General features: G+C 43.7%; 21 protein-coding genes and 1 tRNA gene. 16 read left to right on the forward strand and 6 right to left on the reverse strand.

Annotation, left to right across the window (positions count from 1 at the left end):
* Window positions 1-43 precede the first annotated feature (43 nt).
* Window positions 44-2803 carry a [protein-PII] uridylyltransferase gene (gene glnD / locus PG901_RS10090; protein WP_271134343.1) on the reverse strand — a complete coding sequence of 920 codons (2760 nt, stop codon included), beginning with the start codon at window positions 2801-2803 and terminating at the stop codon, window positions 44-46.
* 219 nt (window positions 2804-3022) lie between these two features.
* Complete coding sequence (gene map / locus PG901_RS10095) at window positions 3023-3814, reverse strand: type I methionyl aminopeptidase (protein WP_372830273.1); 792 nt, start codon at window positions 3812-3814, stop codon at window positions 3023-3025.
* Between the two features lie 380 nt (window positions 3815-4194).
* Here map and PG901_RS10100 point away from each other — a divergent pair, with 380 nt between their 5' ends.
* From PG901_RS10100 to PG901_RS10130, 7 genes are all read left to right on the forward strand, one after another.
* Entirely contained in the window at window positions 4195-5292 is a 1098-nt protein-coding gene (locus PG901_RS10100; RefSeq protein ID WP_271134344.1) for an esterase/lipase family protein, read from the forward strand.
* A gap of 159 nt (window positions 5293-5451) precedes the next feature.
* Window positions 5452-6582, forward strand: a complete 1131-nt coding sequence (locus tag PG901_RS10105) for a lipase secretion chaperone (RefSeq protein WP_271134345.1) — start codon at window positions 5452-5454, stop codon at window positions 6580-6582.
* A 287-nt stretch (window positions 6583-6869) separates the two neighbouring features.
* On the forward strand, window positions 6870-7364 hold the full coding sequence (locus PG901_RS10110) for an META domain-containing protein (protein ID WP_201629486.1): 495 nt from the start codon (window positions 6870-6872) through the stop codon (window positions 7362-7364).
* Between the two features lie 254 nt (window positions 7365-7618).
* Window positions 7619-8614 carry a Xaa-Pro aminopeptidase gene (locus tag PG901_RS10115; protein WP_271134346.1) on the forward strand — a complete coding sequence of 332 codons (996 nt, stop codon included), beginning with the start codon at window positions 7619-7621 and terminating at the stop codon, window positions 8612-8614.
* Between the two features lie 30 nt (window positions 8615-8644).
* Window positions 8645-8815 (forward strand): DUF2256 domain-containing protein, encoded by a 171-nt coding sequence (locus PG901_RS10120; protein WP_021813321.1) that lies wholly within the window; start codon window positions 8645-8647, stop codon window positions 8813-8815.
* A 45-nt stretch (window positions 8816-8860) separates the two neighbouring features.
* On the forward strand, window positions 8861-9001 hold the full coding sequence (locus PG901_RS10125) for a DUF2256 domain-containing protein (RefSeq protein WP_271134347.1): 141 nt from the start codon (window positions 8861-8863) through the stop codon (window positions 8999-9001).
* A 26-nt stretch (window positions 9002-9027) separates the two neighbouring features.
* Window positions 9028-9528: a hypothetical protein gene (locus tag PG901_RS10130; protein ID WP_271134348.1), complete on the forward strand. Its 501-nt coding sequence runs from the start codon at window positions 9028-9030 to the stop codon at window positions 9526-9528.
* A 99-nt stretch (window positions 9529-9627) separates the two neighbouring features.
* Here PG901_RS10130 and metH read toward each other — a convergent pair whose 3' ends face one another.
* The gene (gene metH / locus PG901_RS10135; RefSeq protein ID WP_271134349.1) at window positions 9628-13461 is read right to left on the reverse strand and encodes a methionine synthase; all 3834 of its coding nucleotides are present in this window, start codon (window positions 13459-13461) and stop codon (window positions 9628-9630) included.
* 759 nt (window positions 13462-14220) lie between these two features.
* Here metH and PG901_RS10140 point away from each other — a divergent pair.
* Entirely contained in the window at window positions 14221-14775 is a 555-nt protein-coding gene (locus PG901_RS10140) for a fasciclin domain-containing protein (protein ID WP_271134350.1), read from the forward strand.
* Window positions 14776-15335: 560 nt separating this feature from the next.
* Window positions 15336-15944 carry a fasciclin domain-containing protein gene (locus PG901_RS10145; RefSeq protein ID WP_201562728.1) on the forward strand — a complete coding sequence of 203 codons (609 nt, stop codon included), beginning with the start codon at window positions 15336-15338 and terminating at the stop codon, window positions 15942-15944.
* A 288-nt stretch (window positions 15945-16232) separates the two neighbouring features.
* Here PG901_RS10145 and PG901_RS10150 read toward each other — a convergent pair whose 3' ends face one another.
* A complete protein-coding gene (locus PG901_RS10150) occupies window positions 16233-17783 on the reverse strand; it encodes an alanine/glycine:cation symporter family protein (protein WP_201620377.1) in 1551 nt (516 codons plus the stop codon).
* Between the two features lie 1005 nt (window positions 17784-18788).
* Between PG901_RS10150 and PG901_RS10155 the strand changes: the two genes are divergently transcribed.
* From PG901_RS10155 to PG901_RS10170, 4 genes are all read left to right on the forward strand, one after another.
* Complete coding sequence (locus PG901_RS10155) at window positions 18789-19421, forward strand: LemA family protein (RefSeq protein ID WP_201562725.1); 633 nt, start codon at window positions 18789-18791, stop codon at window positions 19419-19421.
* 148 nt (window positions 19422-19569) lie between these two features.
* Complete coding sequence (locus tag PG901_RS10160) at window positions 19570-20790, forward strand: TPM domain-containing protein (protein WP_271134351.1); 1221 nt, start codon at window positions 19570-19572, stop codon at window positions 20788-20790.
* A gap of 77 nt (window positions 20791-20867) precedes the next feature.
* Window positions 20868-21392, forward strand: coding sequence for a TPM domain-containing protein (locus tag PG901_RS10165; protein ID WP_201562721.1), 525 nt, complete (start codon window positions 20868-20870; stop codon window positions 21390-21392).
* Between the two features lie 219 nt (window positions 21393-21611).
* Window positions 21612-22610, forward strand: a complete 999-nt coding sequence (locus tag PG901_RS10170) for an adenosine deaminase (protein ID WP_201620379.1) — start codon at window positions 21612-21614, stop codon at window positions 22608-22610.
* 131 nt (window positions 22611-22741) lie between these two features.
* On the opposite strand, the gene PG901_RS10175 is transcribed toward PG901_RS10170, so the two are convergent.
* Window positions 22742-23542: an NAD-dependent deacylase gene (locus tag PG901_RS10175; RefSeq protein WP_271134352.1), complete on the reverse strand. Its 801-nt coding sequence runs from the start codon at window positions 23540-23542 to the stop codon at window positions 22742-22744.
* Window positions 23543-23577: 35 nt separating this feature from the next.
* Here PG901_RS10175 and PG901_RS10180 point away from each other — a divergent pair, with 35 nt between their 5' ends.
* Complete coding sequence (locus PG901_RS10180) at window positions 23578-23943, forward strand: hypothetical protein (RefSeq protein ID WP_271134353.1); 366 nt, start codon at window positions 23578-23580, stop codon at window positions 23941-23943.
* Between the two features lie 163 nt (window positions 23944-24106).
* Here PG901_RS10180 and PG901_RS10185 read toward each other — a convergent pair.
* Window positions 24107-24183: transfer RNA gene (locus PG901_RS10185), tRNA-Arg, on the reverse strand.
* A 372-nt stretch (window positions 24184-24555) separates the two neighbouring features.
* Between PG901_RS10185 and PG901_RS10190 the strand changes: the two genes are divergently transcribed.
* Both PG901_RS10190 and PG901_RS10195 read left to right on the forward strand, forming a co-directional pair.
* Window positions 24556-25203 carry a c-type cytochrome gene (locus PG901_RS10190; protein WP_271134354.1) on the forward strand — a complete coding sequence of 216 codons (648 nt, stop codon included), beginning with the start codon at window positions 24556-24558 and terminating at the stop codon, window positions 25201-25203.
* Window positions 25204-25548: 345 nt separating this feature from the next.
* Complete coding sequence (locus PG901_RS10195) at window positions 25549-26511, forward strand: ABC transporter ATP-binding protein (RefSeq protein WP_201562712.1); 963 nt, start codon at window positions 25549-25551, stop codon at window positions 26509-26511.
* Window positions 26512-26522: the final 11 nt, after the last annotated feature.

Raw genomic sequence — 26522 nt, forward strand, 5'->3', positions numbered from 1 at the left:
CCAGTCGCACTGTCGCGGCTTTAAAATGAATATCCTAGATACATTAAGCCTCGTTGCGAATGCTAAGACTTTCTATCAATGTCGCTTTTAACGTCTCAAGCTTATCAGCCGATAATGCCAAATCGTCTTGATCACTGATATAAAACATATCTTCGGCGCGCTCGCCTAACGTGGTAATACGGGCGGCATGCACCTCAATCTTTTGTTGTAAAAACACTTGTCCGACGCGGGCAAGTAAGCCTGGTTGATCAAGGGTTTCTAAACTCATGATATGCTGATTTGAGGCTTCATTAAACTCAAAGTTAATCGTCGTTGCCACATCGAAATGTCGCAGCTGCCGCGGGATTTTGCGATGCGTCAGCTTAGGAACGGTCGGATTTTTAAAAGCATCGATTAAGCGCTGTTTAAGTTCTTGTTGGCTGTCGATATCGACCAATAGCGTACCGCTACGATCGAGCAATACGTAGGAATCCAAGGCAAAATCACGGGTGGCGGTAATAATACGCGCATCCAATACATCTAGATTCATCTGATCAAAGACTGCCATAGTAACGGCAAATAAATTGACCTGATCTTGAGTATAAACAAACACCTGCACCGCATCCAGTGCCAGCTCACGATGCTCGCGCAATACCACCAGTGGCGTGCTATCGGCATCAGAGGCGCGACCAAGGGGTGGATGGTTTAAGATAGCTTCGGTATGCCATAAGATATCTTCTGCAATCTCGCGCAAGAAATACTCATCACCCAAGTCATCCCACAGCCTTAAGACTTCATCGCGATTCATATGCTGATTGTCAACATTATCAAGCATGGCCAGTGCTTGTTTGCGCGTGGCACTAATCATATCTTGGCGGTTGGTCGGCGCGTCGATATCGGCGCGTAAGATGCGCCTAGTTTGTGAATACAACTGTTTCATCAAGGTCGCGCGCCAGCTGTTCCAAAGCTGTGGATTGGTGGCATTCATATCAGCAACTGTCAGAACATACAGATGGTTTAGATGGGTAACGTTACCGACTAAATCTGCAAACAGCGTCACCACTTCGGGGTCTGAGATGTCCTTTTTCTGTGCTGTCATCGACATCAATAGATGATAGCGGGTCAGCCAGCCGACCAAATGCGCGTCCGCGGTACTCATACCGTGGGCAAGACAAAATTCAATCGATTCTGTTTCGCCAAGTAAGCTATGGTTGCCGCCACGACCTTTGGCGATATCATGGAACATCGCCGCCAATACCAAAATCTCTTTGCGCTCGATACGCTGAAAGATAGAGCTGACCAGTGGAAATTCTTCAGAAAAGCGCGGATCGGTAAAACGATGCAAAATACGAATTAAAAATAAAGTATGGGCATCGACCGTATAGCGGTGAAATAAGTCGTACTGCATCAGCCCTGTTACTTGGGCAAAAGCAGGAATATAGCTGCCCAAAACGCCATAACGATTCATGGTGCGCAGCCGATGAAATAGGTAGTTTTGTTCTTTTAAATTGGCTAAAAAAAGCGCCTGATGCGTCGGGTTGTCTCTGTAAACCTGATCGATACCGCGCGCCGCTATTTTTAGCGCGCGCAGGGTATGGGTGCGGACATTTTTGATGCCGTATTGACCCATGAGTAAAAACATCTCTAAAATCGATTCTGGGTGCTGGGCAAATACCCGATGATGCGACATCGCGATTTGTTCGCCGACTTGATTGAAGCGGGCGTTAATCGGGTGTTTTTTTGGCCGCTCTTCGTCCGGTAATTGCGGCTCTATAATCGTCTCATAATAATGATTGGTCAGCATCTCAGATAATGTCGATATCTGCATGGCGCAGCGATAATAATCACGCATAAAGCGCTCAACGGCAGCATTAGGCTGATCATCCGGCTGTGTCTCATAACCCATTAACTGGGCAATTTCACGCTGATAATCAAACAACAGCTTGTTTTCATTGCGACCGGTCAGCTCATGTAAATAGTGACGTATTTGCCATAAATAGCCTTCGGCGAAATTTAACTCATCAAACTCTTTTTCCGTTAAAAAGTTTTGTTGTACCAAGTCATAAAGCTTACTGACCCGAAAGTAGCGCTTGGTCACCCAACCGATAATATGAATATCACGCAGACCGCCGGGCGCGGTTTTGATATTGGGCTCAAGATTGTACTCGGTGGCATTGTGCTGTAAGTAACGCGCTTTTGCTTCAGCGATTTTTACCTCATAAAAATCACGTGGCGACCATTGGGTATTGACGATTTTATGGGGTACTTCTTGCAGCTCCTCATTGCCGATTAACAGCCGGGCTTCTAATAGGGTGCTTGCAATAGTATGGTCTTGTGCCGCTTCCAAGCACTCACTAACGCTGCGTACGGATAGGGCAGGCTCAAGCCCAATATCCCATAGTAGCGCGACTAAGTTGTCAATTTTCTCACTGCTATTAGCCGTAATCTCATTTGGCGTTAGCAGCAAAATATCGACATCTGAATATAATGACAGCTCACCACGACCATAGCCGCCGGTGGCAAACAATGCCAAATCGGTCTTATCAAGCTCAAACCAGTTAAATAAAGCAATCAGTAAGTCGTCGATGACGCAGGCGCGCGCCGTGACCAATTGGCGAATATTGACGCCGCGTTCGAGCGCGCGGCTGATATCGTCATTGATTTGCAGTAGCCATTCAGGAAGTGCGGCTATTGCTATATCCGTTGCATGAACGGCGTTGCTTCTCTCGCTGTCATCTCCTAGCGGTGAAACAGTTGCCACGCTATCGGCTGAGAGTAAAGGCATGGGTGTTAAATCAATGGCCGCGACATCACAATTAAACATGAGTGTTATCCAGTTAAAAATTTGCAAATGAGGGTACTAAAACGAACGTGCTACTGAGAGTATTAACAGTACTGTCATCAAACTTAGCACTAAAGTTATTATTAAAACTACCACTAGAGCTGACATTAAAATTATCAAAATGAAAATCAATAAGCAGCATGGTCAATATGCCTGAATTATAAGGCAAAAAAAAGACCGCCTAGGCGATCTTTTATGATATTACTGGGTCAAAAAGCTTAAGTCTTCTTCGGGGCGAGTGGTAAATACCTCACAGCCATTGTCCGTCACCACCATGGTATGTTCCCACTGCGCTGACAGCTTACGGTCTTTGGTGATGGCCGTCCATTCGTCCGGTAAAATCTTGGTCTGCCACGTACCTTGGTTAATCATCGGCTCAATGGTAAAGGTCATGCCAGTTTTTAGCTCAAAACCCGTGCCTTTTTTACCATAGTGCATGACTTGTGGCTCGTGGTGGAATTCATTACTGATACCGTGTCCACAGAACTCGCGCACAATACTAAAGCGTTCCGGTTCGACCACTTCTTGGATAGCCGCGCCGACATCGCCCAAGCGTGCGCCGTTTTTGACCACACTCATACCAGCATAAAGGGCTTCTTGCGCCACTTTGCAAATACGCTGCGCCATGATTGAGCCATTGCCGACAATCCACATTTTTGAGGTATCGCCATAATAGCCGTCTTTAATAACCGTGACATCGATATTGATGATATCGCCATCTTTTAGCAGCTTGTTGTCGGTTGGAATACCGTGACAAACCACATGGTTGACCGAGGTACAGATAGATTTTGGGAAGCCGTTATAGTTAAGGGGCGCAGGAATCGCTTCTTGTACATTAACAATATAATCATGGGCGATTTGGTTTAATGCTTCGGTGCTGATGCCCACTCTGACGTGTTCGTCGAGCATTACAAGGACATCACTGGCAAGTTTACCAGCCACGCGCATTTTTTCTATGGCTTCAGGAGATTGGATAAGGGATTTTTTAGTCATCATGGTCGTACTTATATTTATAGAATTTGGGTTGTCAATTATACCATAAATGTAGTAGGCACTGTTTTGCAAAGTGCTTAGCGAGTTTGTACGCATCTACCAAATCAGTGCAATATACTGATAGCAATCGTCTCAGCACATTTATATGCATATACGTGACTATAAAGTCATTGAAATAGGCTTTAGACGTAAAAAAGCGGTTGAATGTTGCAGATTATAGAAGTATTGTAATTTTGTTTGCTAAATGAATTGGCAACGGTTTTTAGCGCTTGGTGCAGGATGCAATAATTGAGCGCTAAAAAATAAGCACTAAGCGTTAAAAAATAAGCACGATAAAAACCTTTTTAAACCCCCGTTTTTACAATAACAAGGATGTTGTTATGACTCTCAAAGACCGTCTTCGCGCGCCGCTCACGCCACGTGCACTTTTACCATCATTAGGTGCCGCAGGCTCTATTGCCGCTGGTGTGCTGCTGATGACCTTGCAAACCACCTCCGCCCAAGCAGCTGGACAGTATTATAACTGCGCCAATCCAACGGGCTGTAAACTGGTCAGTAGCAAGTATTTTACCTCAAGCCATACCGATACCAAATATCCTGTCGTAATGGCACATGGGCTTGGCGGCTGGACGAAGCTGTTTGGCGTGCTTGACTACTTTTATGGCATTCCTGAAACTTTGATGGCAGGTGGCAGCGAGGTTTATAGCACTAAGACCTCCGCTGTTAATAACAGTGAAGTGCGCGGTGAGCAATTACTACAACAAATCAAAACCATTACAGCGATTTCAGGTAAACCCAAAGTAAATTTATTTGGTCACAGTATGGGCGGTATCGATATTCGTTATGTCGCTGGTGTGGCGCCTAATTACGTTGCCTCTGTGACCGCTGTTTCAAGTCCCGAGCAAGGCTCAAAAATGGCCGACTGGGTCATTAAGCAAGTCGTGGAAGGTAGCGCGAATAGTGGCTATGCTGAAGGTGAATTTAACGTAGGCTCTCAGATTGCTTTAGGCTTCTTTAAGTTCGTTGGTGGCTTCATGGACGTCGGCTCGGGTATCAGCTTTAAAGAGATACAAGAGCAAGATGGCTGGGAGGCGGTAACGGCGCTATCTACTGCGTCTTCGGCGAAGTTTAACGCCAAGTTTCCAGCCGCTATGCCTAGCAGTTATTGTGGTCAACCTACCAATACTGAAGTCAACGGTATCAAGTACTACTCTTTTAGCGGTATCGGTCAAGTGACCAATGGCTTAGATCCCAGTGATTATCTCTTAGCATTGACTGGGACCACCTTTGATGGCGAGAGCAATGATGGTTTGGTTTCTGCTTGCTCTAGCCGTTTAGGCTACGTGATTCGTGATGACTATAAAATGAACCATTTAGATTCGTCAAATCAAGTATTGGGTTTGACGGCATGGGGACAGCCTAGTCCTAAAACTTTATATCGCGATCAGGTTAACCGCTTGAAAAAAGCCAACTTATAAAGCTAGTTTTTAAAGCTTGTTTTAGAGCTTATATATAAGTTAGCAAATTAACCGCTTTTAAATAAAAGGGTCAGTTCAATAGTGACCCTTTTATTTTATCCCATTTTATGGATAGTAACTCCCTATATAAACCGCTTGATTAAATAAGATATTGTCGTTATGTCACATAATCGCCGTGTACCATTTTTGCCCGTTATCATCGCTGTCATAGTCGTTTTAGTAGGAGCGATTATTTGGTGGTTTAAGCCGAATAATGATAGTAATGCTTATTCTCAAGAGCAGTCTACAGCGCTGGACAATCAAACAAGTGCCAGCTTTACAGACGAAGCAAATGTTAATAATGGCATTGACACATTATCTCAGCAAAGCAGTAGCCAATTTACCACAGGTCTTGAGAGTCTACCGCGCTCCTTGCAAGGGACGGATGTAGATGGTGAGATTATCATTGATGAAAATAAGCAGCTGGTCGTTACTGAAGGCTTAAGGCGCTTATTTGATTATTTCTTATCGGCGCTAGGCGAAGAAGAGGAAGCCGTCATTTATGCTCGGGTGGAAAGCTATATCCGCAGTCACACGCCAGAGCCAGCGGCAAGCCAAGCGGTGACGATATTTGACCAATACGTGGCCTATCTTAAAGCGATTCCTGCTATAGAAAACCGTTATGGCAACCTACAATTACAAGCGACAAAAACTGGCGAGCTGGATTTAAACGTGGTAGCACAGCAAAAACAAGACGTCGCCAAATTGCGCCAGCAACATTTTGATAAAGCGACCATTAAAGCCTTCTTTGGGGCAGAAGATGAGTATGATGATTACAGTCTTGCGATGGTCAAAATCAACCAAGACAAGCAGCTCTCTGACGCGCAAAAAGAAGCGGCCAGACAGGATTATATTAGCCGTATGCCAGACAATGCGATTAAAACCAATATCGCCCAGCAAGCCAATTTGGAGGAGTTAATCAGTCGTACAGAGCAGATGCAGGCGCAAGGCGCAACGGCTGAAGAATTATACAATATGCGCCGTGCTTTGGTCGGCGCGCCAGCAGCAGCAAGGCTTGCACAGGTCGATCAACAAGATGCTGACTTTGATCAACGTTTTAAGCAGTATCAAACACAAAAACAGCAGCTGTTAAGTCAAAATGCAGATAAAGTACAAGCCCAAACTCAAATCAATCAAATAGAGCAGCAATTATTTAATGAGACAGAACGCAAACGCTTAGCAGGATATGCGGCTTTGCAAAAGCAAAAGGCAGCTGCCTTAAATTCTAGTGTCAATTCCAATCCTAATTAATTTAATGCTCGATAAAGGCTTGGCTTCGAAACGAACTATTGGCTAAAGCGTTAGCAGGTAATACTTATTCATACAAGGTGCGTTAGCAAAAAAACCATACAGTGGAACAAATATCGCGGTAATCGATACCCAATCTATAATGACAGTCAGCTATCATTTGTGCATAATAGCGCCATTGTTTAGGTTAATGAAGAAGACAATAAATTAATCATAATAAAAATGCATACTTAAAATAAAAGATAATGACTACTTTTTTATTTTGAATGTTAACCATTACAGGAGCTAATATGAAAAACATGACTAAAATGATGATGGCTGCAACCCTTGCTGTTGGTACACTTGCTGCAGCAGGTTGCCAAACCACGACCCCTAGTGTTACCGCACCTGTGACTCAGCCAATTACTGCTGATGCCCTACAAGCACATAACTGGCAGCTTGTCGATGCTAAGCGCACCAATGGCGAGAAAGTAAGCCAATTATTCTTTGATCCAGCAAAACCATTAACGCTAAAATTCTTTAAAGATGGCACCACCAACCGTGTAACCTTTACCAATACTTGTAATAACATGGGCGCTAGTTATAGCGTCGTAAATGGTAATGTTGTATTAGGTAATGTCATGTCGACGATGATGGCATGCCCTGAGCCACAAGCCAGCTTTGATACCGCGACATTGGCGACGGTACAAGGTAAATACAGCATCAATAATAATGCTAATAATGTACCTGTTTTGACTATTAAAAACGACAATCAAGTCGCTTATTTTAAAGCCGTTGCTAAATAGAGCAGTCTGTAAATAACTGATTTATTTAATACAAATGCTATAAAATTTAATATAAATAATGCCTCACTAAGCAGTGGGGCATTTTTTTATCTAAAATTTGCCATGGTTTACGCTACACTGTCATGAGCTGCTAAACCAAGTATTCAGGTAGCAAAGTATTCAGGCAGCAATGATGTTTTTATGCTATTCATTTTTAACCTGATTTACTAAGATTCTCAGTACGCAATAATCAACATTTTATTGGACGTCATCTTATGTTTAACATCTTTGTATCAAAGTCATTCTTCGATATACGTACGCTGAGTAGCATCACGGCGATAACGGCGTTTAGTTTGTTAGCGGGTTGTCAAACATTAACAACAAATAATATGACTCAGACACCTGCTGATATGCGTGCGAGCAATCCACTGACGGCGCGCATGCCAGTGATAGATCGGCAAGGGCGCATCGCTTATGTCGAAGAGCAAGGGTTTGGCGCTGCAAAGATATCGACACTTTATAGCATTCGTCCTGATGGCAGCGACCGCCAATTGATAGATCAATTAAATGGCTATATCTATGCGCCAGCATGGTCAGCAGATGGTCAAATGCTGGCCTATAGCAAACAAGCAGCGCGCCAGCATCCTAAAATTTATATTTATGAGCGCAAAAGCAACGCGCAACATCTAATCGTAGATGCGGAGGGCAGTAATTTATCAGCCTCATTTTCGCCTGATGGGCAAAAACTGCTCTATAGCTCAACGGTTGGTGGTAATGCTGATATCTATGAGATGCGCCTAAGTGACGGCAATACCAAACAGCTGACCACGCTGCCAAGTACTGAGGTGCAGCCAAGCTACGCTGCCGACGGGCAAAGCTTTGTTTATACCAGTGATAAAGTTCGCGCTGGTCGCCCAAGTATTTATCGTTATAACTTTGGCACGGGTCATGCGAGTATTATACCGACAGCCGGCTATGCGGCCAGTCCGCAACTGAGTTTAGATGGTCAACGTTTGGCATACCTCAATGGTCGTAAGGCGGCGGTGATGACGCTCGCCACAGGACAAGTTATCAATCTAGCAGAAACGGGACTAGACGAGCCCGCGCGACTGTCGCCTTCTGCACAGTATGCTGTCTATCCTACCAAGCTTCCACAAGTGAGCGGTCAAAATGGCGGTAGCTTAGTTATTCACTCATTATCCGGTAATACAAGTTATGCGATTAGCAGTAGAACGGGCGGGGTAGTGCGCTCACCCATTTGGGGTCGTTAAAAATTTTTTAATCTAAAGGTAATAAATATCATGGCGCACAAGAAAAAGAATGTCCGCAAAAAAGAATGTCCTGTCTGCGAGCGTGAGTTTAGTTGGACTAAAAAATTGGATAAAAACTGGGAGAGCATGGTCTATTGCTCAGACCAATGTCGGCGTATTAAAAAGTATGAGGGTCTAGATCATCAAAAAGAAGATAAATAGGCGTCAATAGTGAAGTAAAGATATAAGGGTAGAAGGGAGCAGACAATGGCACATAAAAAAGTAAATTTACCGCAAAAAATCTGCCCCGTCTGCCAGCGACCGTTTACATGGCGTAAAAAGTGGGAAAAGGATTGGGAGCAGGTGATTTATTGTTCTGATCGGTGTCGGCGTGGGAAAGTAAACTAAGTTACTCCAAAATATTAAGGCAAAGTATGAGCAAACATTTTGAACATTCAAGCTTCCGAGAAAAGCTTATTGAACATTTATTTATCGGTGAAATGCTTAAGTTATCGTGGCTAAAGGACGATTGTCAATTAGAAGTCATGAAACCTGAAGTTGATAACGCAGGTTGTGACGTTGTTCTTGAAGACAATAATATTATTCGCCATATTCAACTAAAAACTTCAAAATTAGGTGCTAAAGCGTCAGGCCAAAAAGTGAATGTTCGCTTAGCCACTAAGCCTTCGGGATGTATTGTTTGGATAGTATTTGATGAAAATACTTTAGAGCTGTGCTCGTTTTATTTTTTTGGTGCTGAGGCTGGAAGACCACTAACTGGACTAGAGAATGCTAAAGTTGCAAAACATACTAAAGCTAATGTGGATGGTTTAAAAGCTGAACGACCCAATATACGTATACTTAATAAAGGACAGTTTACTCGATACGATAGTATTGAAGATCTATATAAAGTTTTATTTTTTCCACAGAATTAGAGGTAATTCGATTCAAACCTTGGTCTGAATCGAATACTCTATAGTTTTTTAAAAATAGTGGTTTATTGATTCTAAAATGAACATAACCAAATTATTAACCTACAAATTCGGATTTAACCACTTCTCAGCAGTCTTTATATCCCAACCTTTACGCTCAGCATAGCTCTCTAACTGATCGCTGCTGATTTTACCGACGTTAAAGTATTCACTGTTAGGATGCGAATAATAAAAGCCACTGACCGATGAAGCAGGCCACATCGCATAGCTTTCAGTGAGTCTCGTACCGATAGCATCAACGGTGCCCAGCCAGTCAAAGAGTTTACCTTTTTCGGTATGTTCAGGGCAGGCAGGGTAGCCAGGCGCTGGGCGGATACCGACGTATTTTTCTTTAATCATCTCATCATTGCTGAGCGACTCAGTCGGCTGATAACACCAATACTCTTTACGAATCAGCTCATGTAGATGCTCGGCAAATGCCTCGGCTAAGCGGTCAGATAATGCCTGCACCATGATGGCATTATAGTCGTCACCAGCGGCTTTATACTTTTCAGCTAATGCTTCTGTCCCAACGATTGAGACCGTAAAGCCGCCAAGATAATCGGTATGAGCTTCCGATGGCGAGATAAAATCTGCCAAGCTAAAGTTTGGCTTGCCGCTAGCCTTGTCACTCTGCTGACGCAAATGCTCAAATTGATATTCTGCTGTGCCGCCCTCAGTCGGTGCTTTGTTATAGACGGTGACGGTATCGGCACCGGTACGACGGGCTGGCATAAGTTTAAAGACGCCTTTGGCAACGATTAACTTCTCATCAATCATTTTTTGCATCAAGTCATTAGCATTCTCAAACAAATCACGCGCCGCTTCACCAACCACCTCATCTTGCAAGATTTTTGGATATTTGCCAGCAAGTCCCCAAGAGATAAAGAACGGCGTCCAGTCGATATAAGGCAGTAGGTTAGTGATGGGGTAATCATCAAATATCACTTGTCCAAGCTTATTAGGAACTGGCGGTATGTAATTGTCCCAATCATCTTTAAAACCAAGCTCTATCGATTCAGCATAGGATATTTTTGCCGCTTTTGGTTGACGCTTAGCAAGGCGCTCACGTACTTTGATGTATTCTTCGCGCGTCTCATCGATTAAGCCTTGACGGTGCTCTTTGGATAGCAGCTTAGTCACTACGCCAACTGAGCGTGAAGCGTCCGATACATAAATGACGGCATCGTTTTGATATTGTGGTTCGACTTTAACTGCCGTATGGGCTTTAGAAGTCGTTGCCCCGCCAATCATCAAGGGTAGGGTCATGCCGCGCTCTTGCATTTGCTTAGCGACATAGACCATCTCATCGAGGCTTGGGGTAATCAGACCTGATAGCCCGATGATATCGACTTCCTCTGCGATTGCCGTATCAAGGATTTTCTCACAAGGTACCATCACGCCCAAATCGACGATATCGTAGCCATTACAGCCAAGTACCACGCCGACGATATTTTTGCCGATATCATGGACGTCACCTTTGACCGTCGCCATCAGGATTTTACCTTTCTTTTCGCCCTCGACTTTTTCCGCTTCGATATACGGGTTTAGCCAAGCAACGGACTGCTTCATGACGCGAGCAGATTTCACCACTTGCGGTAAGAACATTTTACCGGCACCAAATAAGTCACCGACGATATTCATACCGTCCATCAACGGCCCTTCGATAACTTCTAGCGGCTTGGGATATTTCTCCCACGCCTCTTTGGTATCAGCATCGATAAAGGTCGTGATACCTTTTACTAGCGCATGAGCAATACGTTCTTCGACCGTGCCTTCGCGCCATGACATATCGACGGTGCTGTCTTTTTTCTTACCGCCATCTTGATAGCTTTCAGCGATGGTCATCAGACGTTCGGTAGCATCTTGACCGCTCTCGCCTTGGTTGCGATTGAGCATGACATCTTCGATGGCGTCGCGGGCTTCCTTTGGAATATCATCATAGAGCTCAAGCATCGCTGGATTGACGATACCCATGGTCAAGCCATTTTGAATCGCATGATAAAGGAATACCGAGTTAATGGCCTCACGAATCGGATTACCACGGAAGCTAAACGAGACGTTAGAGACGCCGCCCGATACCATGGCGTTTGGTAAATTATCGGTTATCCATTTGGTGGCATTGATAAAGTCAGCACCGTAATTATTATGCTCGGTAATACCGGTTGCAACCGCAAAGATATTCGGGTCAAAGATGATATCCTCGCTAGGGAAGCCGACTTCATTGACCAAGACATCATAACTGCGCTGACAAATCTCGATTTTGCGCTCATAGGTATCGGCCTGACCGTCCTCATCAAACGCCATGACGATGACCGCTGCGCCATAGCGCATACAAAGCTTGGCGCGGAGGGCGAACTCATCATAGCCTTCTTTTAATGAGATAGAGTTGACGACGGATTTACCTTGAATGCGTTTAAGTCCTTCTTCGATAATGTCCCATTTAGAGGAGTCAATCATCAAGGGCACGCGGCTGATATCCGGCTCACCAGAGACCAAATTGACGAAGTGAATCATCGCTTGCTTGGAGTCGAGCATGCCCTCGTCCATATTGATATCGACGATTTGTGCGCCACCTTCGACTTGATCGCGGGCGACATCGAGCGCTTCAGTATAAGCTTCGGTTTTAATCAAGCGCAGGAATTTCTTCGAACCCGTCACGTTGGTACGCTCACCAACGTTGACGAATAAGCTTTCGGGGGTAATAGTAAATGGCTCAAGTCCCGATAAGCGGCAAGCAGGCGGTATTTCAGGTATCACGCGCGGTGGGTAATTGGCGACCATCTCCGCAATCAGGCGAATATGCTCAGGCGTGGTGCCGCAACAGCCGCCGACGATATTTAGAATGCCAGCTTTGGCAAAGCCTTCGAGCAGGGCCGCCGTTTGCTCTGGTGTTTCATCGTACTCACCAAACTCATTGGGCAAACCTGCGTTTGGATGGGCTGACACATAAGTATCGGCGATATTTGACAGCGTTTGAATATGCGGACGCAGCGCATCAGCACCAAGCGCACAGTTAAAGCCAACCGATAAGGGCTTAGCATGGCGAATCGAGTTATAAAACGCCTCAGCCGTTTGGCCTGAAAGCGTCCGACCTGAAGCATCGGTAATTGTCCCCGAAATCATAATCGGTAATTCAAAGCCAATATCATCAAACACCCCCGTGACGGCAAAGATTGCTGCCTTAGCATTTAGCGTATCAAAAATGGTCTCGATTAATAGAATATCGACGCCACCTTCTATCAAAGCCAGTGTCGCCTCACGGTAATTAAGCACCAACTCATCAAAGGTGATATTACGAAAGGCGGGGTCATTGACGTCAGGGGATAATGAACAAGTACGCGACGTCGGCCCAATAACGCCTGCCACAAAGCGCGGCTTTTCTGGGGTCTTAGCGGTGTATTCATCAGCGGCTTCGCGGGCAATTCTCGCAGCGGTTTTATTGAGCTCAGGCACGAGGTGCTGCATGTCGTAGTCGGCCATCGATAGGCGCGTACCGTTAAAGCTATTGGTTTCAATGATATCGGCACCTGCTTTTAGGTGCGCGCTATGAATCTCTTTAATCATCTGCGGCTGCGTGAGCACCAACAAATCGTTATTACCGCGTACATCTTGCTCAATATCGGCAAAACGCTCGCCGCGATAATCGGCTTCCTCTAACTTAAAGGTCTGAATATGGGTGCCCATCGCGCCATCTAACATCATAATCCGCGCCGCCAGCTGCTCAGTAATACGAGCGCGCGCGGTTAACTGCTGCGCTTTATAAGGAAATACAGCAGGCGGCGTCAAAATAAAGTCACTAGCCGTGCTTGATACATTGGTGGCATTGGCTATATTGGTATTGATGACACCAGTATGATTATGAGAACAGGTCGGTGGGGTGGTGGTTTGAGTCATAGGAGCGCTGCTTATTAGAGTTAAGATAAGAAAAGAAAGAAGATAAAGTGTTCAAGATTTTTAGGGCGAGCTTACTAAGTTAGCTACTTATAAAATAGGGTGTACAAAACAATAGTATTGATAAAAATTTGGCTTAAAAATCGATAAGCAAATCTGGATTATTCTAGCACGAAACGGCTATTACTCGCGGGATTGTGCTTATTCCGCTTATTCCATTTCGGCACTATCACTGAGGCATCGTATTTGAAAATAACAAAAATGGATTACTATGACCAACTATCGGTGCACGAAATGAGCCCCGTATTAAGCGTTAAAATGCCATTAAAAGTACCAAATTAAAAATACAGTTATAACAAATCCTATTGCATAACGCAGCTTGGTACAAATGAATATCATTTGAGTAGACGATTACCTAAAGCCTTGATTTGTATTTATAAAGCAGCTATTTATACGAGGTTTTATTAAACTGTTTTAGTTTACACGTAAGCTACAAAAATTAGCCTAAACGCAAGTTTATAATACTTTGTGATATGTTAATTTAATTTCAGAAGGATTGACGTTTCATAAGCAATGCTTATTAGTAACTGTTAATGGTTTTTATTTGAGAGTGGTTAGCAATTAAGAATTAAAAACGGAATAGGCAAGGATTTTAAGGAAAGACAATCTGACCGTAAGAACGTAATAAAAATCCATAAATTGTAATCAGTAAACTATTCATTTATTAAACCATGCAGTCATTCAATCATTAAGGACAATGTTATGAAACTGATCAAAATCGCTACCCTTGGTACCTTAGCCCTTTCAATTGCCGGCCTTAGCGCTTGTAATAATATGATGCCAACCAAAAGCCCAACTATGAAAGCACCGATGCATAGCCAAGCTACCACCAGTATGAACGTGGTACAAATCGCTCAAAGCAATCCAGATTTTTCGCTATTGGTTGAAGCGGTGGTCGCTGCTGATTTAGCAGGCGCATTATCTGATACCAGTGCAAGCTATACGGTATTGGCACCGACCAATGCCGCCTTTGTTCAAGCATTACAAGAAACGGGCATGACCAAAGCTGAGCTGTTTGCCAACAAACCATTGCTCACTAAAATTTTGACTTACCATGTGCTAAAAGGTAACACGCCCGTTTATCAAAAACACGTCAGACCCGGTAATTACACCATGCTAAGTACGGATACATTGGTCATTACACCACAAGGCAGACTCATGGATGAAAATGGTCGCATAACCAAGATTCTAAAAACTGATATCGCTGCGAGTAATGGGGTGGTGCATGTGATTGATAGAGTACTGATGCCTAAATAAGTAATTAACTAAGTTCTTAAATAATAAGCTCTTATATAAGTTGTATAAATTCAAACAAGTATTTAATAAGCTGCTTATTTAGGTAGTACACAAGCTCATATACTACAAATGCTATAGTAGAATTACTTTAAAATCGATACAGTGCGACTGGGATGAATTTTTCGTAGCCTCTGTGATAACAGCAAGCAAGGAAAATTTATACCAGTCGCACATAGCTATAACGTATCGCTTTTATTTTGAACTGACTATATTGATAGCCTATAAGCCAATATTGGTTTTTAAGCTAAAAAGGGTTATTAACCTAACAAGGGCTTTGTACACGTGATCGATACAGTGTCGCTACCTAAGTAAGCACCAATTAAAAAATAATCAGCTAATATGGTAGTCATTGAAATCGTTGGTTTATTTCTAGGACTCATGAATTAACTAAGTGTTTAATTATTAAAATTTTACCTATTCACTAAGTTACTTATTTATAAGCCATTCACTCAAACCCTTATCCAACCTTTACCCATTTATAAACATCCAATCACCAACCATTTACCCCAAAGGAATACCCTATGTTAAAGAAGAACCTATTATCTATCGCCGTCGTTACCGCTGCATTGTCACTAGCTGCTTGTAACGATAAAGAAGCCGTTACCGAGCCAGTTGAGCCAGAAGCGACTACTGACGTCGTCGTTGAGCCAGAAGTTGCTCCTGAAGCAATGGCTGAAGCAGACGCGACTGCAATGCCAGCAGATATGGCTACCCAAAGCATTGGCGAGATGGCGGCCGGTAATGAAAATCTAACCATTTTAACGGCAGCACTACAAGCCGCCGACCTTGATGACATGATGATGGCAGAAGGTCAGTACACAGTATTTGCACCAACTGATGATGCCTTTGCTGCTTTATTAACCAAGCTTAACATCACCAAAGAACAGTTGTTGGCAGATAAAGAGATGCTCACTAGCGTCCTAACTTATCATGTCGTACCGATGGTAGTAAAAGCTGCTGATATCCCTTATGGCAATGCTATTGAAACCGCAAACGGTCAAACGTTCTCTATCAGCGATGCCAACGTCATTACTGATGCGAGCGGCAATACGGCTAATATCGTTGGCACAGATATGATGGCGACCAATGGTGTAGTCCATGTGATTGATAATGTATTGCTACCTAAATAAGCTGATTTCATCGCTATAAACAACAATAAAAGCATCTAAGTGTTTAAGAAGCCCAGCCACCGAGCTGGGCTTTTTGTATTTAATGACTTATTTCATGACTCATCGCAAAATATATCACAGTCTTTATAACAACCTTACGCGCATAAAAAAGCCCGAGACAATGGCCTCGGGCTTTTGTTTTTTTATCGATGCTGTCAATACTGTCAATACTGTCGATGCTATTAATGCAATACTATCAATGCCATCGATACTATGAATACTGCTTAGACAGCACTACAGTAGAGTGAACTATAGACGCTCTTTATGTAGTGGATCTTGGGCTGCCATTCTTTGTTGTTGCTTAAGATGACGCTCTTCCCAATAAGGCGCGTTTTTGATACCGAATTTTGCTGGATCAAACGTATAGTGCTTCACGCCAGCTTTACGCTGTGCTTCATAGTCTTTCAGCATGGTAAGCGTTGGACGGGCCACAAAGAAGATGACCAAAATACCAACGATATTAAGCCAAGCCATAAGACCAACACCGATATCACCAATCGCCCAGATATAACCGGCTGAGTTCAGACCACCGTAGGCAACCATCACCATGATTAGTACTTTAACTAAGAATAGACCGGTTTTATTGGCACCGCGGCTGATAAAGCGCGTTAAGTACGCAACGTTTACTTCAGCGATATAGTAGTAAGCCAAAATGGTGGTAAAGGCAAAGAAGAATACGGCGATAGCGATAAAGGTGTTACCAAATTGACCGTATACTGATTCCATTGCCATTTGGGTAAAGGCAGGTGAGTTAATCTCAACGCCCGCTGCAACGTTTTGTACGATGTATTGACCGTCAGGTAGCGTACCTTGGATGTTATAAGTACCCATGGTCAAAATCATAAAGGCAGTCGCCGAACAAACCAATAAGGTATCAACATAGACTGAAAATGCCTGTACCAAACCTTGCTGTGATGGATGCTCAACTTCAGCCGCACCAGCAGCATGAGGACCTGTACCTTGACCGGCTTCGTTAGAGTAAATACCACGTTTTACACCCCAACCGATGGCCGCACCAAAACCGGCTTGAGCGGTAAAGGCATCACCAATGATTAAGCCAAATACTTCTGGAATCATCTGGTAGTTTGTAAACATGATGACTAGTGCTAGGCCAATATAACCCAGTGCCATAAAAGGAACCGCATACTCAGTAAAGGTTGCGATACGTTTAATACCACCAAAGATAATAATCGCTAGCACCACTAGAATGATACCCAATGCGACAAGACGCATAGAGCCCACTTCTAAGCTACCGATATTCATCACGGTGCCTTCACCCATGACCTGTGCAAAGGCATTGATAACGCCGTTTGCTTGCACACCAGGTAAGAACATACCACAAGCTAAGATAGACGCGATGGCAAAAATAATGCCGTACCAGCGTTGACCAAGCGCGCGCTCAAAGTAATAAGCAGGACCACCACGATATTCGCCAGTGACGACGTCTTTTTCTTTATAAATCTGCGCAAGGGTTGATTCGACATAAGCGGTAGATGCGCCTAAGAATGCCACAACCCACATCCAAAATACCGCACCAGGACCACCGAAGCCGATAGCTGCTGCTACCCCTGCGATGTTACCCATACCCACACGACCTGCTAAGGATACGGCAAGTGCCTGAAATGATGAAATACCCTGTGCACTCGACTTACCTTTAAATAGTAAGCTGATCATTTCACTGAATAAACGTACTTGTACGAAGCGCGTCATGATGGAATAAAATAAACCTGCGCCCAAGCATAAATAAATTAATGCCGGGCTCCAGATAATTCCGTTTACTACATTAACTAAACTTTCCATATGTATATATTCCTAGTACTGTCTCAAAGTGGCTATATATGATGATGCTTAGAGTAAGTTTGCTATTTAATTTCCTTATTAAAACCAACTTCTCAAATAATCGGCATCTACTTAAGCCTATCGATTAAGTTTCATACGCGCTTAGCCACCAAGAATGGACTGTAGTTTTCTGTCTTTATCCGCTGGGTCTATTAGCAATATTGATCGCAGGCAAGCGCTTAGTGGCGCTAGCTAGTAATCAAATTTACCCCTTATTAACTGCTTATTTATAAATGGCAATAAATGAGCGACGGTTGCTATTCTTATCTATCTTTTTGCGCTTTGATAACGACGATATTTTGTTATCACGTCATAAATGCTTAAGCAGTTATCAATAGATCAGCGGATAAAGCAGGCGGTTATAATATTAAATCTCCATCCTCAAGGTGATGGCAATCCACTTTCTATGAGTCATATCGGTTGCTTACATCTCTATGCTAAGCTTGATAGGCAAGCATCTGTTTGCTTATCAAGCCTTTTTTAAGGGGTTGTTATCAATTCTCTAGTACCAAAAATGTAACAAGTCCACTACCAAATGTATTCAAACCGTACGGCTACGTAACTGCAATTTGCCATATTTTTTAGCCAATTACTAGAATTTTCTTTATAAAGGCGTTTATATAGTAGCGTCTAGTCACAGTGAATTTATGCCATAGGGTAATAAAATCCTTTGTTTATCACGCTTTTGTCATGACTTATTCAATGTTGCTGAAAATATCGTCAGGATTTATGAGTTAAGAAAGGTCGAAAAAAGCGCTCAAACTCTTGCTAGGAGCCGTGCCTTTGCGGTTGTGTTTTGGTAACGATGAATTGTAAAAGTAACCTGATAGCGCCATTATTAGCACAATGTATCGCAGGCGACACATTTGTAGAGGAGGCGATATACGCCTATATAAATGTGTATGATTAAAAAAGTGCTTAAAAAAACGTCTTGTTTGTTATTTATCATTTTTAGGAGAGTCAAAAATGACGCGTAAATCTATTGTAAAACCTATGTTGCTAGCAGCCGTATTGGCCACTTCTACCGTTGGCTTAACAGGTTGTGGTTATAACAATCTGCAAGCGCAAGATGAGCAAGTCACTGCGTCGTGGTCGGAGGTGGTCAACCAATACCAGCGCCGCTCGGATTTGGTGCCAAACTTAGTTAAAGTTGTGCAGCAATATGCTGAGCAAGAACAAGAGGTATTTACCCAAGTTGCTGCGGCGCGCTCACAAGCTGGTGGTATCACCATCACCCCAGAGCTGCTCAATGACCCTGAAGCGATGGAGCGTTATGCCGCTGCCCAAGACCAGATGACTGGGGCGCTATCACGTTTAATGGCGGTTTCTGAGCGTTATCCTGATCTAAAGTCAGATGCGCTGTTCCAAGACTTGCAAGCTCAGCTTGAAGGCACGGAAAATCGTATCGCTGTGGCGCGTAATCGTTATATCCAAGAAGTTCAAGGCTATAACACCACAGTGCGCCAGTTCCCAACCAATATTACCGCCAAAGTATTTGGTATGGATCCAAAGCCAAACTTTAGCGTCGCCAATGAAAAAGAGATATCGACTGCACCCAGTGTAGACTTTGGTGATGACGATACGAAGACCGCTCAATAAAGTGCAGTAAAGTAAAATCGTGGCGGATAAAAATAAGTGTTTATAGTGAATTGTTCTATTGAGCGCTTTTATATCCGTCGCCTTGCCGTTAGCTTGGTTTTGCAGCCATTAATTTAGTTCAGATGTTATTTGAGGTGGTATAGATTAGATGAATAATTCAAAAGCACTTTTATCCGCATTATTATTCACCCTAAGCATCGCTAGTGGCTCGGTGCTGCATGCTGCGCCCAATACCGATGCTAATACCAACGGCAGTGTTAACGATAATATTGCTGTCGCTAGCGATAGCGCCTCAGATATGCAAAATCGTAGTGTCGAGGATTTGGTAGCAATTGCCAAAGCCGCAGAATCTAATGAAGCCCTTAATGATGCCGTCTTAGGTAACGAAGCGATTAATGAGGCCATCATTGGCAATGATGCTATTAATCCCAATGCGGCAAACGCTAATAATGGTAGGGGCGAAAAAGGGACAGGCGCGTCGACAGCCACTAAACCAGCTGTGCAGTCGAGTGCTGAAAGTGTCGATGCTGATAAGCTCATCCTGAATTCACCCGTTATTGATCAAGCCAATATCTTAAACCCGCAAGAAAAACAACGTTTAGAGGCGCAGCTAAGAGGTATTTATCAGCAAGGTTTGGCGCAAGCTGCGGTTATCATTGTACCGACGACCAATGGTATGCCAATCTTCGACTATGCGTTACAGGTTGCCGAAAAATGGCAGCTCGGTAATAAAGACATTGATGATGGCTTGCTGATGGTCGTTGCCGTCAATGACCGCGATATGTACATTTTAACCGGTTATGGGTTAGAGGGTGTGTTGCCCGATTCTGCGGTCAACCGTATTATTCGTGAAGATATTACGCCGCTATTTAAGCAAAATAACTATGGCGCTGGGATATTGGCCGGCGTTGGTGCCCTGCAAACGCGTCTGACCGCTGACCCTGAAGTGTTGGCGCGTGCCGATGCGCAAGCTGCTGAACGCAGCCAAAGTCAAAGTGATATTGGTGAAAATCCATCACCGGTGTTTTTATTCGTGATGGCGATGATATTTGGTAGCTTTATTACCAGTATCTTTGGGCGCATCTTTGGTTCTATCCTGACCGCTGGCGGTTTCTTTGTAGGCTCGCTTGCCTTGGGCGGTGGTTTCTTTATGACCTTAATTATGGCGATATTTTTATGGCTGTTTTTAATTTCGCGCGGCTCAGGTGGCGGGCGCGGTGGTCGTGGAGGACGCGGCGGCGGTATGGTGTTCTTACCGGGTATGGGCGGCAGTAGTGGCGGCGGCTTCGGCGGTGGTGGTTTTGGCGGCGGCGGCTTCGGAGGAGGTGGCGGCGGCTTTGGCGGCGGCGGGGCAGGCGGCTCTTGGTAAAGGCGGTTTTGATAAAGGCATGTTAGGTTCAGACATTAGATGATTGCCAGCAATGGCGTACTTGAGGAAATAATATAATGGTAAAAAGCAATTCGTCGCAGGCAAGTTTTGCTCGTTGGTGGCGTCAAGTACTGTTTGTCCCTATGCTGCATAGCAAATGGCTAACGCCAGCGGCTAAAGCGCGGCTGACAGAGCAGGTGACGTTGGCTGAGCGTGGGCATCGCGGTGAGGTGTTTTTAATTATAGAAAATCACTTACCTGTCCAAGATGCCTATCGTCTTGATTGTCGTGATCGGGCGATTGATTTGTTTAGTGAATATCGCGTTTGGGATACTGAAGAAAATACGGGTGTTTTAATCTACGTCAATATCTGCGAGCATAAGCTTGAAATCGTCGCGGATCGCGGTATTAGCACGCATGTGAGCCCGACTGTGTGGCGCGCCATGTGTGAAAAAGCGGTCTCAGGTATTGCCAATCAAAAAACTGAAGAAAGCTTAGCGGAGCTATTAGATGAGGTAGGTCAGTTATTGCGTCAGTATTATCATCTAGGCGATGATCCCGCCGGTAATGAGCTGTCTGATACCGTGGTATTTTTAAAATAGTGTTTTTAATGCTGTATTTTTGAAATGGCTTTTATGCATTAGCCCTTATTATGAAGCAACCCTTATTATAAAGTCATCCTTATAAAGTCGTGTTTATAGCTGAATGCAAAGGTTTGCTGTTTGTCTATGGGGTTTTATGGCCAATTGAAATATAATAGCCTTTATAAATATACCCCGCTGACAAACGCAGCGCTTAATAAAAGCCACTACTGGAACACTATGATTGAATTAATAAAGAAATTACCCAAAGCAGAACTGCATTTGCATATTGAAGGCTCATTAGAACCGGAGCTGATGTTCAGATTGGCGAAAAAAAATAATATAGACATCCCTTATAATGACATCGAAGATGTACGCCGCGCCTATAATTTTACCAATCTACAAACCTTTTTAGATATCTATTATGCGGGCGCCAACGTCCTAATGACCAAAGACGATTTCTACGATTTAACGTGGGAATACATTCTTAAGTGTGTGGAAGACAATGTCATTCATACTGAGATATTTTTTGATCCGCAAACCCATACCGCAAGAGGCGTGCCTTTTGCAGCCGTTATTACGGGTATCAAAGAGGCACTCGATGATGCTAAAGAAAAATACGGCATCACTTCTTGTATCATCATGTGTTTTTTGCGCCATTTATCGCAAGAAGAGGCATTTGAGACCTTAGAAGAAGCGATGGCGTTTAAGGACGATATTATCGGTGTCGGTCTTGACTCTTCGGAGCTGGGTAACCCTCCTGCCAAGTTTAAAGAGGTCTTTAAAAAGGCAAAAGAAGCAGGCTTTACATTGGTCGCTCATGCTGGCGAAGAAGCCGATTTTTCGTATATTTATGAAGCGTTAGATTTACTGGGTATCAGTAGAATCGACCACGGGGTGCAATCGATAAAAAGTGCCGCATTGATGCAACGCCTAAAAGAGGAGCAAATGCCGCTGACGGTTTGCCCAAACTCTAATATCGAACTTAAAGTTTTTGATAGCTATCAAGCGCATAATATCAAGGCGCTGTTAGATTATGGTCTTAATGTCAGTGTCAACTCCGACGATCCTGCTTATTTCAAAGGCTATATCAATCAAAACTTTATCAATCTATGTGAAAATCTGCCGCTAACGGAAAACGATATCATTACTTTGGTAAAAAATTCTTTTAGATCATCATTCATAGATGATGAATTAAAAGAAGCGTACCTAGCGAGAGTTGATCTTGCGCTGCAATAAGCATTGATGTAGTAAGGCACTGACTGAATAAAGCATTGATTGTATATATCTTTAATAAAAAAGGCTTAACGGTTGATATCAATCGTTAAGCCTTTTGTTTTGTCATTTGCTATTATTTTAGGGTCAAGCGATTATAACGCAGTGATTTTTTGGATTAATAACGGCATCACCATTCCTGCTTTTTCCGCTAAGGTAATATCCACGATGGCATTGGGTGTCGGATTTGGGTTTATCTCGATGATTTTGGCACCATTATCTTTTGCTAGTTGTGCCAGCCCAGCGGCAGGGTAGACGAGACTTGACGTACCAATACTGATAAAAGCTTCACAATCAGCCGCCGCTTGTTCAGCCGTCTCCCATGCTTGTACGGGCAACGCTTCACCAAACCAAACGATATCTGGTCTAATATAACCATCACAATGCGGACAGTTAATCAGTACCTCACTATAATCCATAGTGTCGGCGCTGCTGTATGAGCCTCTAGATTGCTTCTGATAAGGTGTCTTACATTGGCTACAGCGATTACGCCATAGATGTCCATGCAGATGAGTGACTGTACTGCCAGCCTGTTCATGCAAGTCATCGACATTTTGAGTAATAAGCGTTATGTGCTGGCCAGATGATTGACTATGATACTGCCACTGCGCTAAGGCGTCATGGGCGGGATTTGGTTTTTTATCGGCGACCACTTGTCTGCGCCACTGATACCATGACCAGACTAGCTTTGGGTCACGTGCAAAAGCCTCTGGCGTCGCCAAATCTTCAGCGCCATAATTTTCCCAGAGGCCGGTTTGCTTATCTCGAAAAGTGGGAATACCGCTTTCTGCTGAAATCCCTGCGCCTGTTAAAATACAAATGCGCTGTTTTGCGCCAAGTAGTTTGGCCGCATGGTCGACTTCTGCTATTAACGCTGCTGATAATTCTGCTAACATGACCTAACCCTTATTAACAATGGATATAGACTTCTATGATAGATGGAATGTGGTGGCTTGTCATATTGCTGGCGGTCGTCGTTGGATTATGGTTTTTGGCAAAATCACGCGCACCGAAAGTCGCTGATAAGCACAGTCCAAAGTCGACAGGTATGAAAACACCGATAAATGATGCGCTGCAAAAAACCTCAGAGTTGGTAAAGCAGCATTTTCCTGACTATCGTGTCAACCGCAAAGCCAATCATTTGCTTATCAGTAAGCAAGATAAAAAAATTGCCATGATTACGATTGATAAAAAGATTGCCGCCGGTCAGCGCCGTTTAGGTGACGTACCCGTGATTAATTATCACCGTGTACCCAGCCGCGCTCAATTAACCGCAAATTTACAAGATACAGAGTAGTTTTATATAAATTGAATAGGTTTAACAACTCTATGTACAACATTTTATCGATGTTAGCGCACAGTTATAGGCAGCAGTTAAGAACGCCAAGCCTTGCTGTCAAAGGGTTATAGAGATGATAGGTGAGACTAGGAAAAGGTAAAATACTACTGATTATGGTGATTGGTGCGCTCGGCGGGAATCGAACCCACGACCCTCGGCTTCGGAGACCGATACTCTATCCAACTGAGCTACGAGCGCATAATTTATTGACTAAAAACGTACTAATTAACGCCCTGTATAAACGATGATGATTAGCTGTCGTTAATACTGCGAGACGTCTAAAAATTAAGACCGCTTAGTCTAACAAATAAAAGCCATAAAGCCAATGAATGAAGGTCGCTATTGAGGTTTTTTAAGAAAAAACACCATAGTCAGCAAACAGGCATGGCAATCTACCTGTCTTTTCCCTTATAATGTCAGGGAGAATCCATATTTATAATCACCGATTACAAGCGCGCCTGCATGCGGGATGGCTGTCTGCTATTGATAACTGGTTTGGTTGTCAAAGGAGGACAGACAGAATGTCCAAGCCGTGTCGGCCCTTGTATACGCAATAAGAGAACGTGACGAATGAGAAAAGTAGTTATGTTATCGGCAGCTGCCATTCTAGGAATCGCTAGTATCGCTGTGAGCCAAGCTGAAAGTGTTGTAGACACTCCTGTAACCATCTCTGATGTTGCAGAAGGGCAAGACGTTGTCGAAAATGCGCCGCAAAAACTGGGTGATGATACCCAAGCGGCTGCAGATACCACCGATGGGGCTGCACCTGCTGATGCCGCTGCGCCAGCTGAAGCAACTGCCGCTGCAGCACCTGCTGCTGAAGAGCCAATTCCAGAGGACACGCCGCAAGTACAAAAGCTGATTGCTTTGTATCCTAACTTGATTGCTCGTATTCAACCTGTTGCTAAAGTATGCTTTGAAGACGACGAAGTCTGTGACGTGACCGCACGTTCTGCTGGTCCAGCTGCAGGCGATGGTCCTCGTGATGGTAAAGATGTGTATAACGCTGTCTGCCAAACTTGTCATGCGTCAGGCTTACTTGGCTCACCTATGTTAGGTGACGCTGGTGCTTGGGGACCTCGTATCGCAAAAGGTACAGAGACTTTGTATACCCATGCTATCAATGGCTTCAACGCCATGCCTGCCAAAGGCGGCGCGGATATTCCTGATGAAGAAGTACAAAGCGCGGTTGATTATATGATTGGTGAAGCCAGCTAGTTTTTATTAGTTGCTAGTTATTAGTTGCTAGATAATAAGCTACATTTAGCCAAATGGTTTTTAGGCTGATGATTTAACTGTGTAAGCATGATTTATTGCTAATAAGTCTATTCAGCCTTTTAACGCCTGTATTGATAAAGCGTCTATTTCATTTAATGAGGTAGGCGCTTTTTTAATGATGAGTATTATCAATATGATACTTCTTATAGGGCACAGTTGAAATTCATTGCTAGTAGCCTCACTTTATGACATTACATCGTCTCTTCTAGATATTAGTATGCTAAAAAATACCAGTATGCTAAAAATCGCTGTCCATACAAATTTATAAACAATAAAGAGGTATTCATGTCTGAAGTACCAGCACTTGCTATTCAGAATTTATCCAAAACCTATAGCAATGGGTTTTCGGCACTCAAAGATGTCAGTTTAACCGTCCCGCAGGGTGGTTTTTTTGCGCTGCTTGGGCCAAATGGTGCTGGTAAGTCAACGATGATTGGCATTATTAGCTCACTGTTTAAGCCGACGGCCGGTAGCGTAAAGATTTTTGGCACGGATTTATTAGAAAATCCTTCGGTGGCTAAGCAATACCTTGGGGTTGTACCGCAGGAGTTTAACTTTAATCAGTTCGAAAAAGTGGAAGACATCTTGATTACTCAGGCGGGTTACTTTGGTATTTCTGCCAAAGAAGCACGTCCACGGGCAAAACGCCTACTGACCGCACTTGGCCTATGGGATAAGCGTGATAGCAAATCACGCGAATTATCAGGCGGTATGAAACGCCGCTTGATGATTGCTCGCGCATTGATTCATAAGCCAAAACTGTTGATTCTTGATGAGCCAACGGCTGGTGTTGATATCGAGCTGCGCCGCTCTATGTGGGAGTTTATGCAGCAGATTAATATCGAAGAAAACACCACTATTATCTTGACCACGCACTACCTAGAAGAAGCAGAGCAGCTGTGTAAGCGTATCGCGATTTTGGATCATGGTGAGATTCGTATTAATACAGAAATGAAAGATTTACTTGCTCAATTGTCGGTTGAGACTTTTGTTTTTGATTTAGAGACGCCGCTTACGCGTCAATTAGATTTGACTGGGATAACGGGATTGTCGCAGCCAGATGAGCAGACGCTGGAAGTGACTTTAACAGAAGGCGAGTCGTTAAATGGTGTCTTTAACCAATTATCAGAGCAAGGCATTACTGTGGCGAGTATGCGTAACAAGGCCAACCGCTTAGAAGAGTTATTTATGCGCTTGGTAGACAAAAATATCGATAGTGCAGACAGTATGAAGGAGGCAGGACTATGAGTCAGGACATG

The sequence above is a fragment of the Psychrobacter sp. ANT_H3 genome (assembly GCF_027919975.1).
Lineage (GTDB): Bacteria > Pseudomonadota > Gammaproteobacteria > Pseudomonadales > Moraxellaceae > Psychrobacter > Psychrobacter maritimus.

What these genes read in the sequence shown, in the direction of transcription:
- glnD (WP_271134343.1), bottom strand. Translation starts at nt 2,803, where the DNA reads ATGTTTAATTGTGATGTCGCGGCCATTGATTTAACACCCATGCCTTTA.
- map (WP_372830273.1), bottom strand. Translation starts at nt 3,814, where the DNA reads ATGACTAAAAAATCCCTTATCCAATCTCCTGAAGCCATAGAAAAAATG.
- PG901_RS10100 (WP_271134344.1), top strand. Translation starts at nt 4,195, where the DNA reads ATGACTCTCAAAGACCGTCTTCGCGCGCCGCTCACGCCACGTGCACTT.
- PG901_RS10105 (WP_271134345.1), top strand. Translation starts at nt 5,452, where the DNA reads ATGTCACATAATCGCCGTGTACCATTTTTGCCCGTTATCATCGCTGTC.
- PG901_RS10110 (WP_201629486.1), top strand. Translation starts at nt 6,870, where the DNA reads ATGAAAAACATGACTAAAATGATGATGGCTGCAACCCTTGCTGTTGGT.
- PG901_RS10115 (WP_271134346.1), top strand. Translation starts at nt 7,619, where the DNA reads ATGTTTAACATCTTTGTATCAAAGTCATTCTTCGATATACGTACGCTG.
- PG901_RS10120 (WP_021813321.1), top strand. Translation starts at nt 8,645, where the DNA reads ATGGCGCACAAGAAAAAGAATGTCCGCAAAAAAGAATGTCCTGTCTGC.
- PG901_RS10125 (WP_271134347.1), top strand. Translation starts at nt 8,861, where the DNA reads ATGGCACATAAAAAAGTAAATTTACCGCAAAAAATCTGCCCCGTCTGC.
- PG901_RS10130 (WP_271134348.1), top strand. Translation starts at nt 9,028, where the DNA reads ATGAGCAAACATTTTGAACATTCAAGCTTCCGAGAAAAGCTTATTGAA.
- metH (WP_271134349.1), bottom strand. Translation starts at nt 13,461, where the DNA reads ATGACTCAAACCACCACCCCACCGACCTGTTCTCATAATCATACTGGT.
- PG901_RS10140 (WP_271134350.1), top strand. Translation starts at nt 14,221, where the DNA reads ATGAAACTGATCAAAATCGCTACCCTTGGTACCTTAGCCCTTTCAATT.
- PG901_RS10145 (WP_201562728.1), top strand. Translation starts at nt 15,336, where the DNA reads ATGTTAAAGAAGAACCTATTATCTATCGCCGTCGTTACCGCTGCATTG.
- PG901_RS10150 (WP_201620377.1), bottom strand. Translation starts at nt 17,783, where the DNA reads ATGGAAAGTTTAGTTAATGTAGTAAACGGAATTATCTGGAGCCCGGCA.
- PG901_RS10155 (WP_201562725.1), top strand. Translation starts at nt 18,789, where the DNA reads ATGACGCGTAAATCTATTGTAAAACCTATGTTGCTAGCAGCCGTATTG.
- PG901_RS10160 (WP_271134351.1), top strand. Translation starts at nt 19,570, where the DNA reads ATGAATAATTCAAAAGCACTTTTATCCGCATTATTATTCACCCTAAGC.
- PG901_RS10165 (WP_201562721.1), top strand. Translation starts at nt 20,868, where the DNA reads ATGGTAAAAAGCAATTCGTCGCAGGCAAGTTTTGCTCGTTGGTGGCGT.
- PG901_RS10170 (WP_201620379.1), top strand. Translation starts at nt 21,612, where the DNA reads ATGATTGAATTAATAAAGAAATTACCCAAAGCAGAACTGCATTTGCAT.
- PG901_RS10175 (WP_271134352.1), bottom strand. Translation starts at nt 23,542, where the DNA reads ATGTTAGCAGAATTATCAGCAGCGTTAATAGCAGAAGTCGACCATGCG.
- PG901_RS10180 (WP_271134353.1), top strand. Translation starts at nt 23,578, where the DNA reads ATGATAGATGGAATGTGGTGGCTTGTCATATTGCTGGCGGTCGTCGTT.
- PG901_RS10190 (WP_271134354.1), top strand. Translation starts at nt 24,556, where the DNA reads ATGAGAAAAGTAGTTATGTTATCGGCAGCTGCCATTCTAGGAATCGCT.
- PG901_RS10195 (WP_201562712.1), top strand. Translation starts at nt 25,549, where the DNA reads ATGTCTGAAGTACCAGCACTTGCTATTCAGAATTTATCCAAAACCTAT.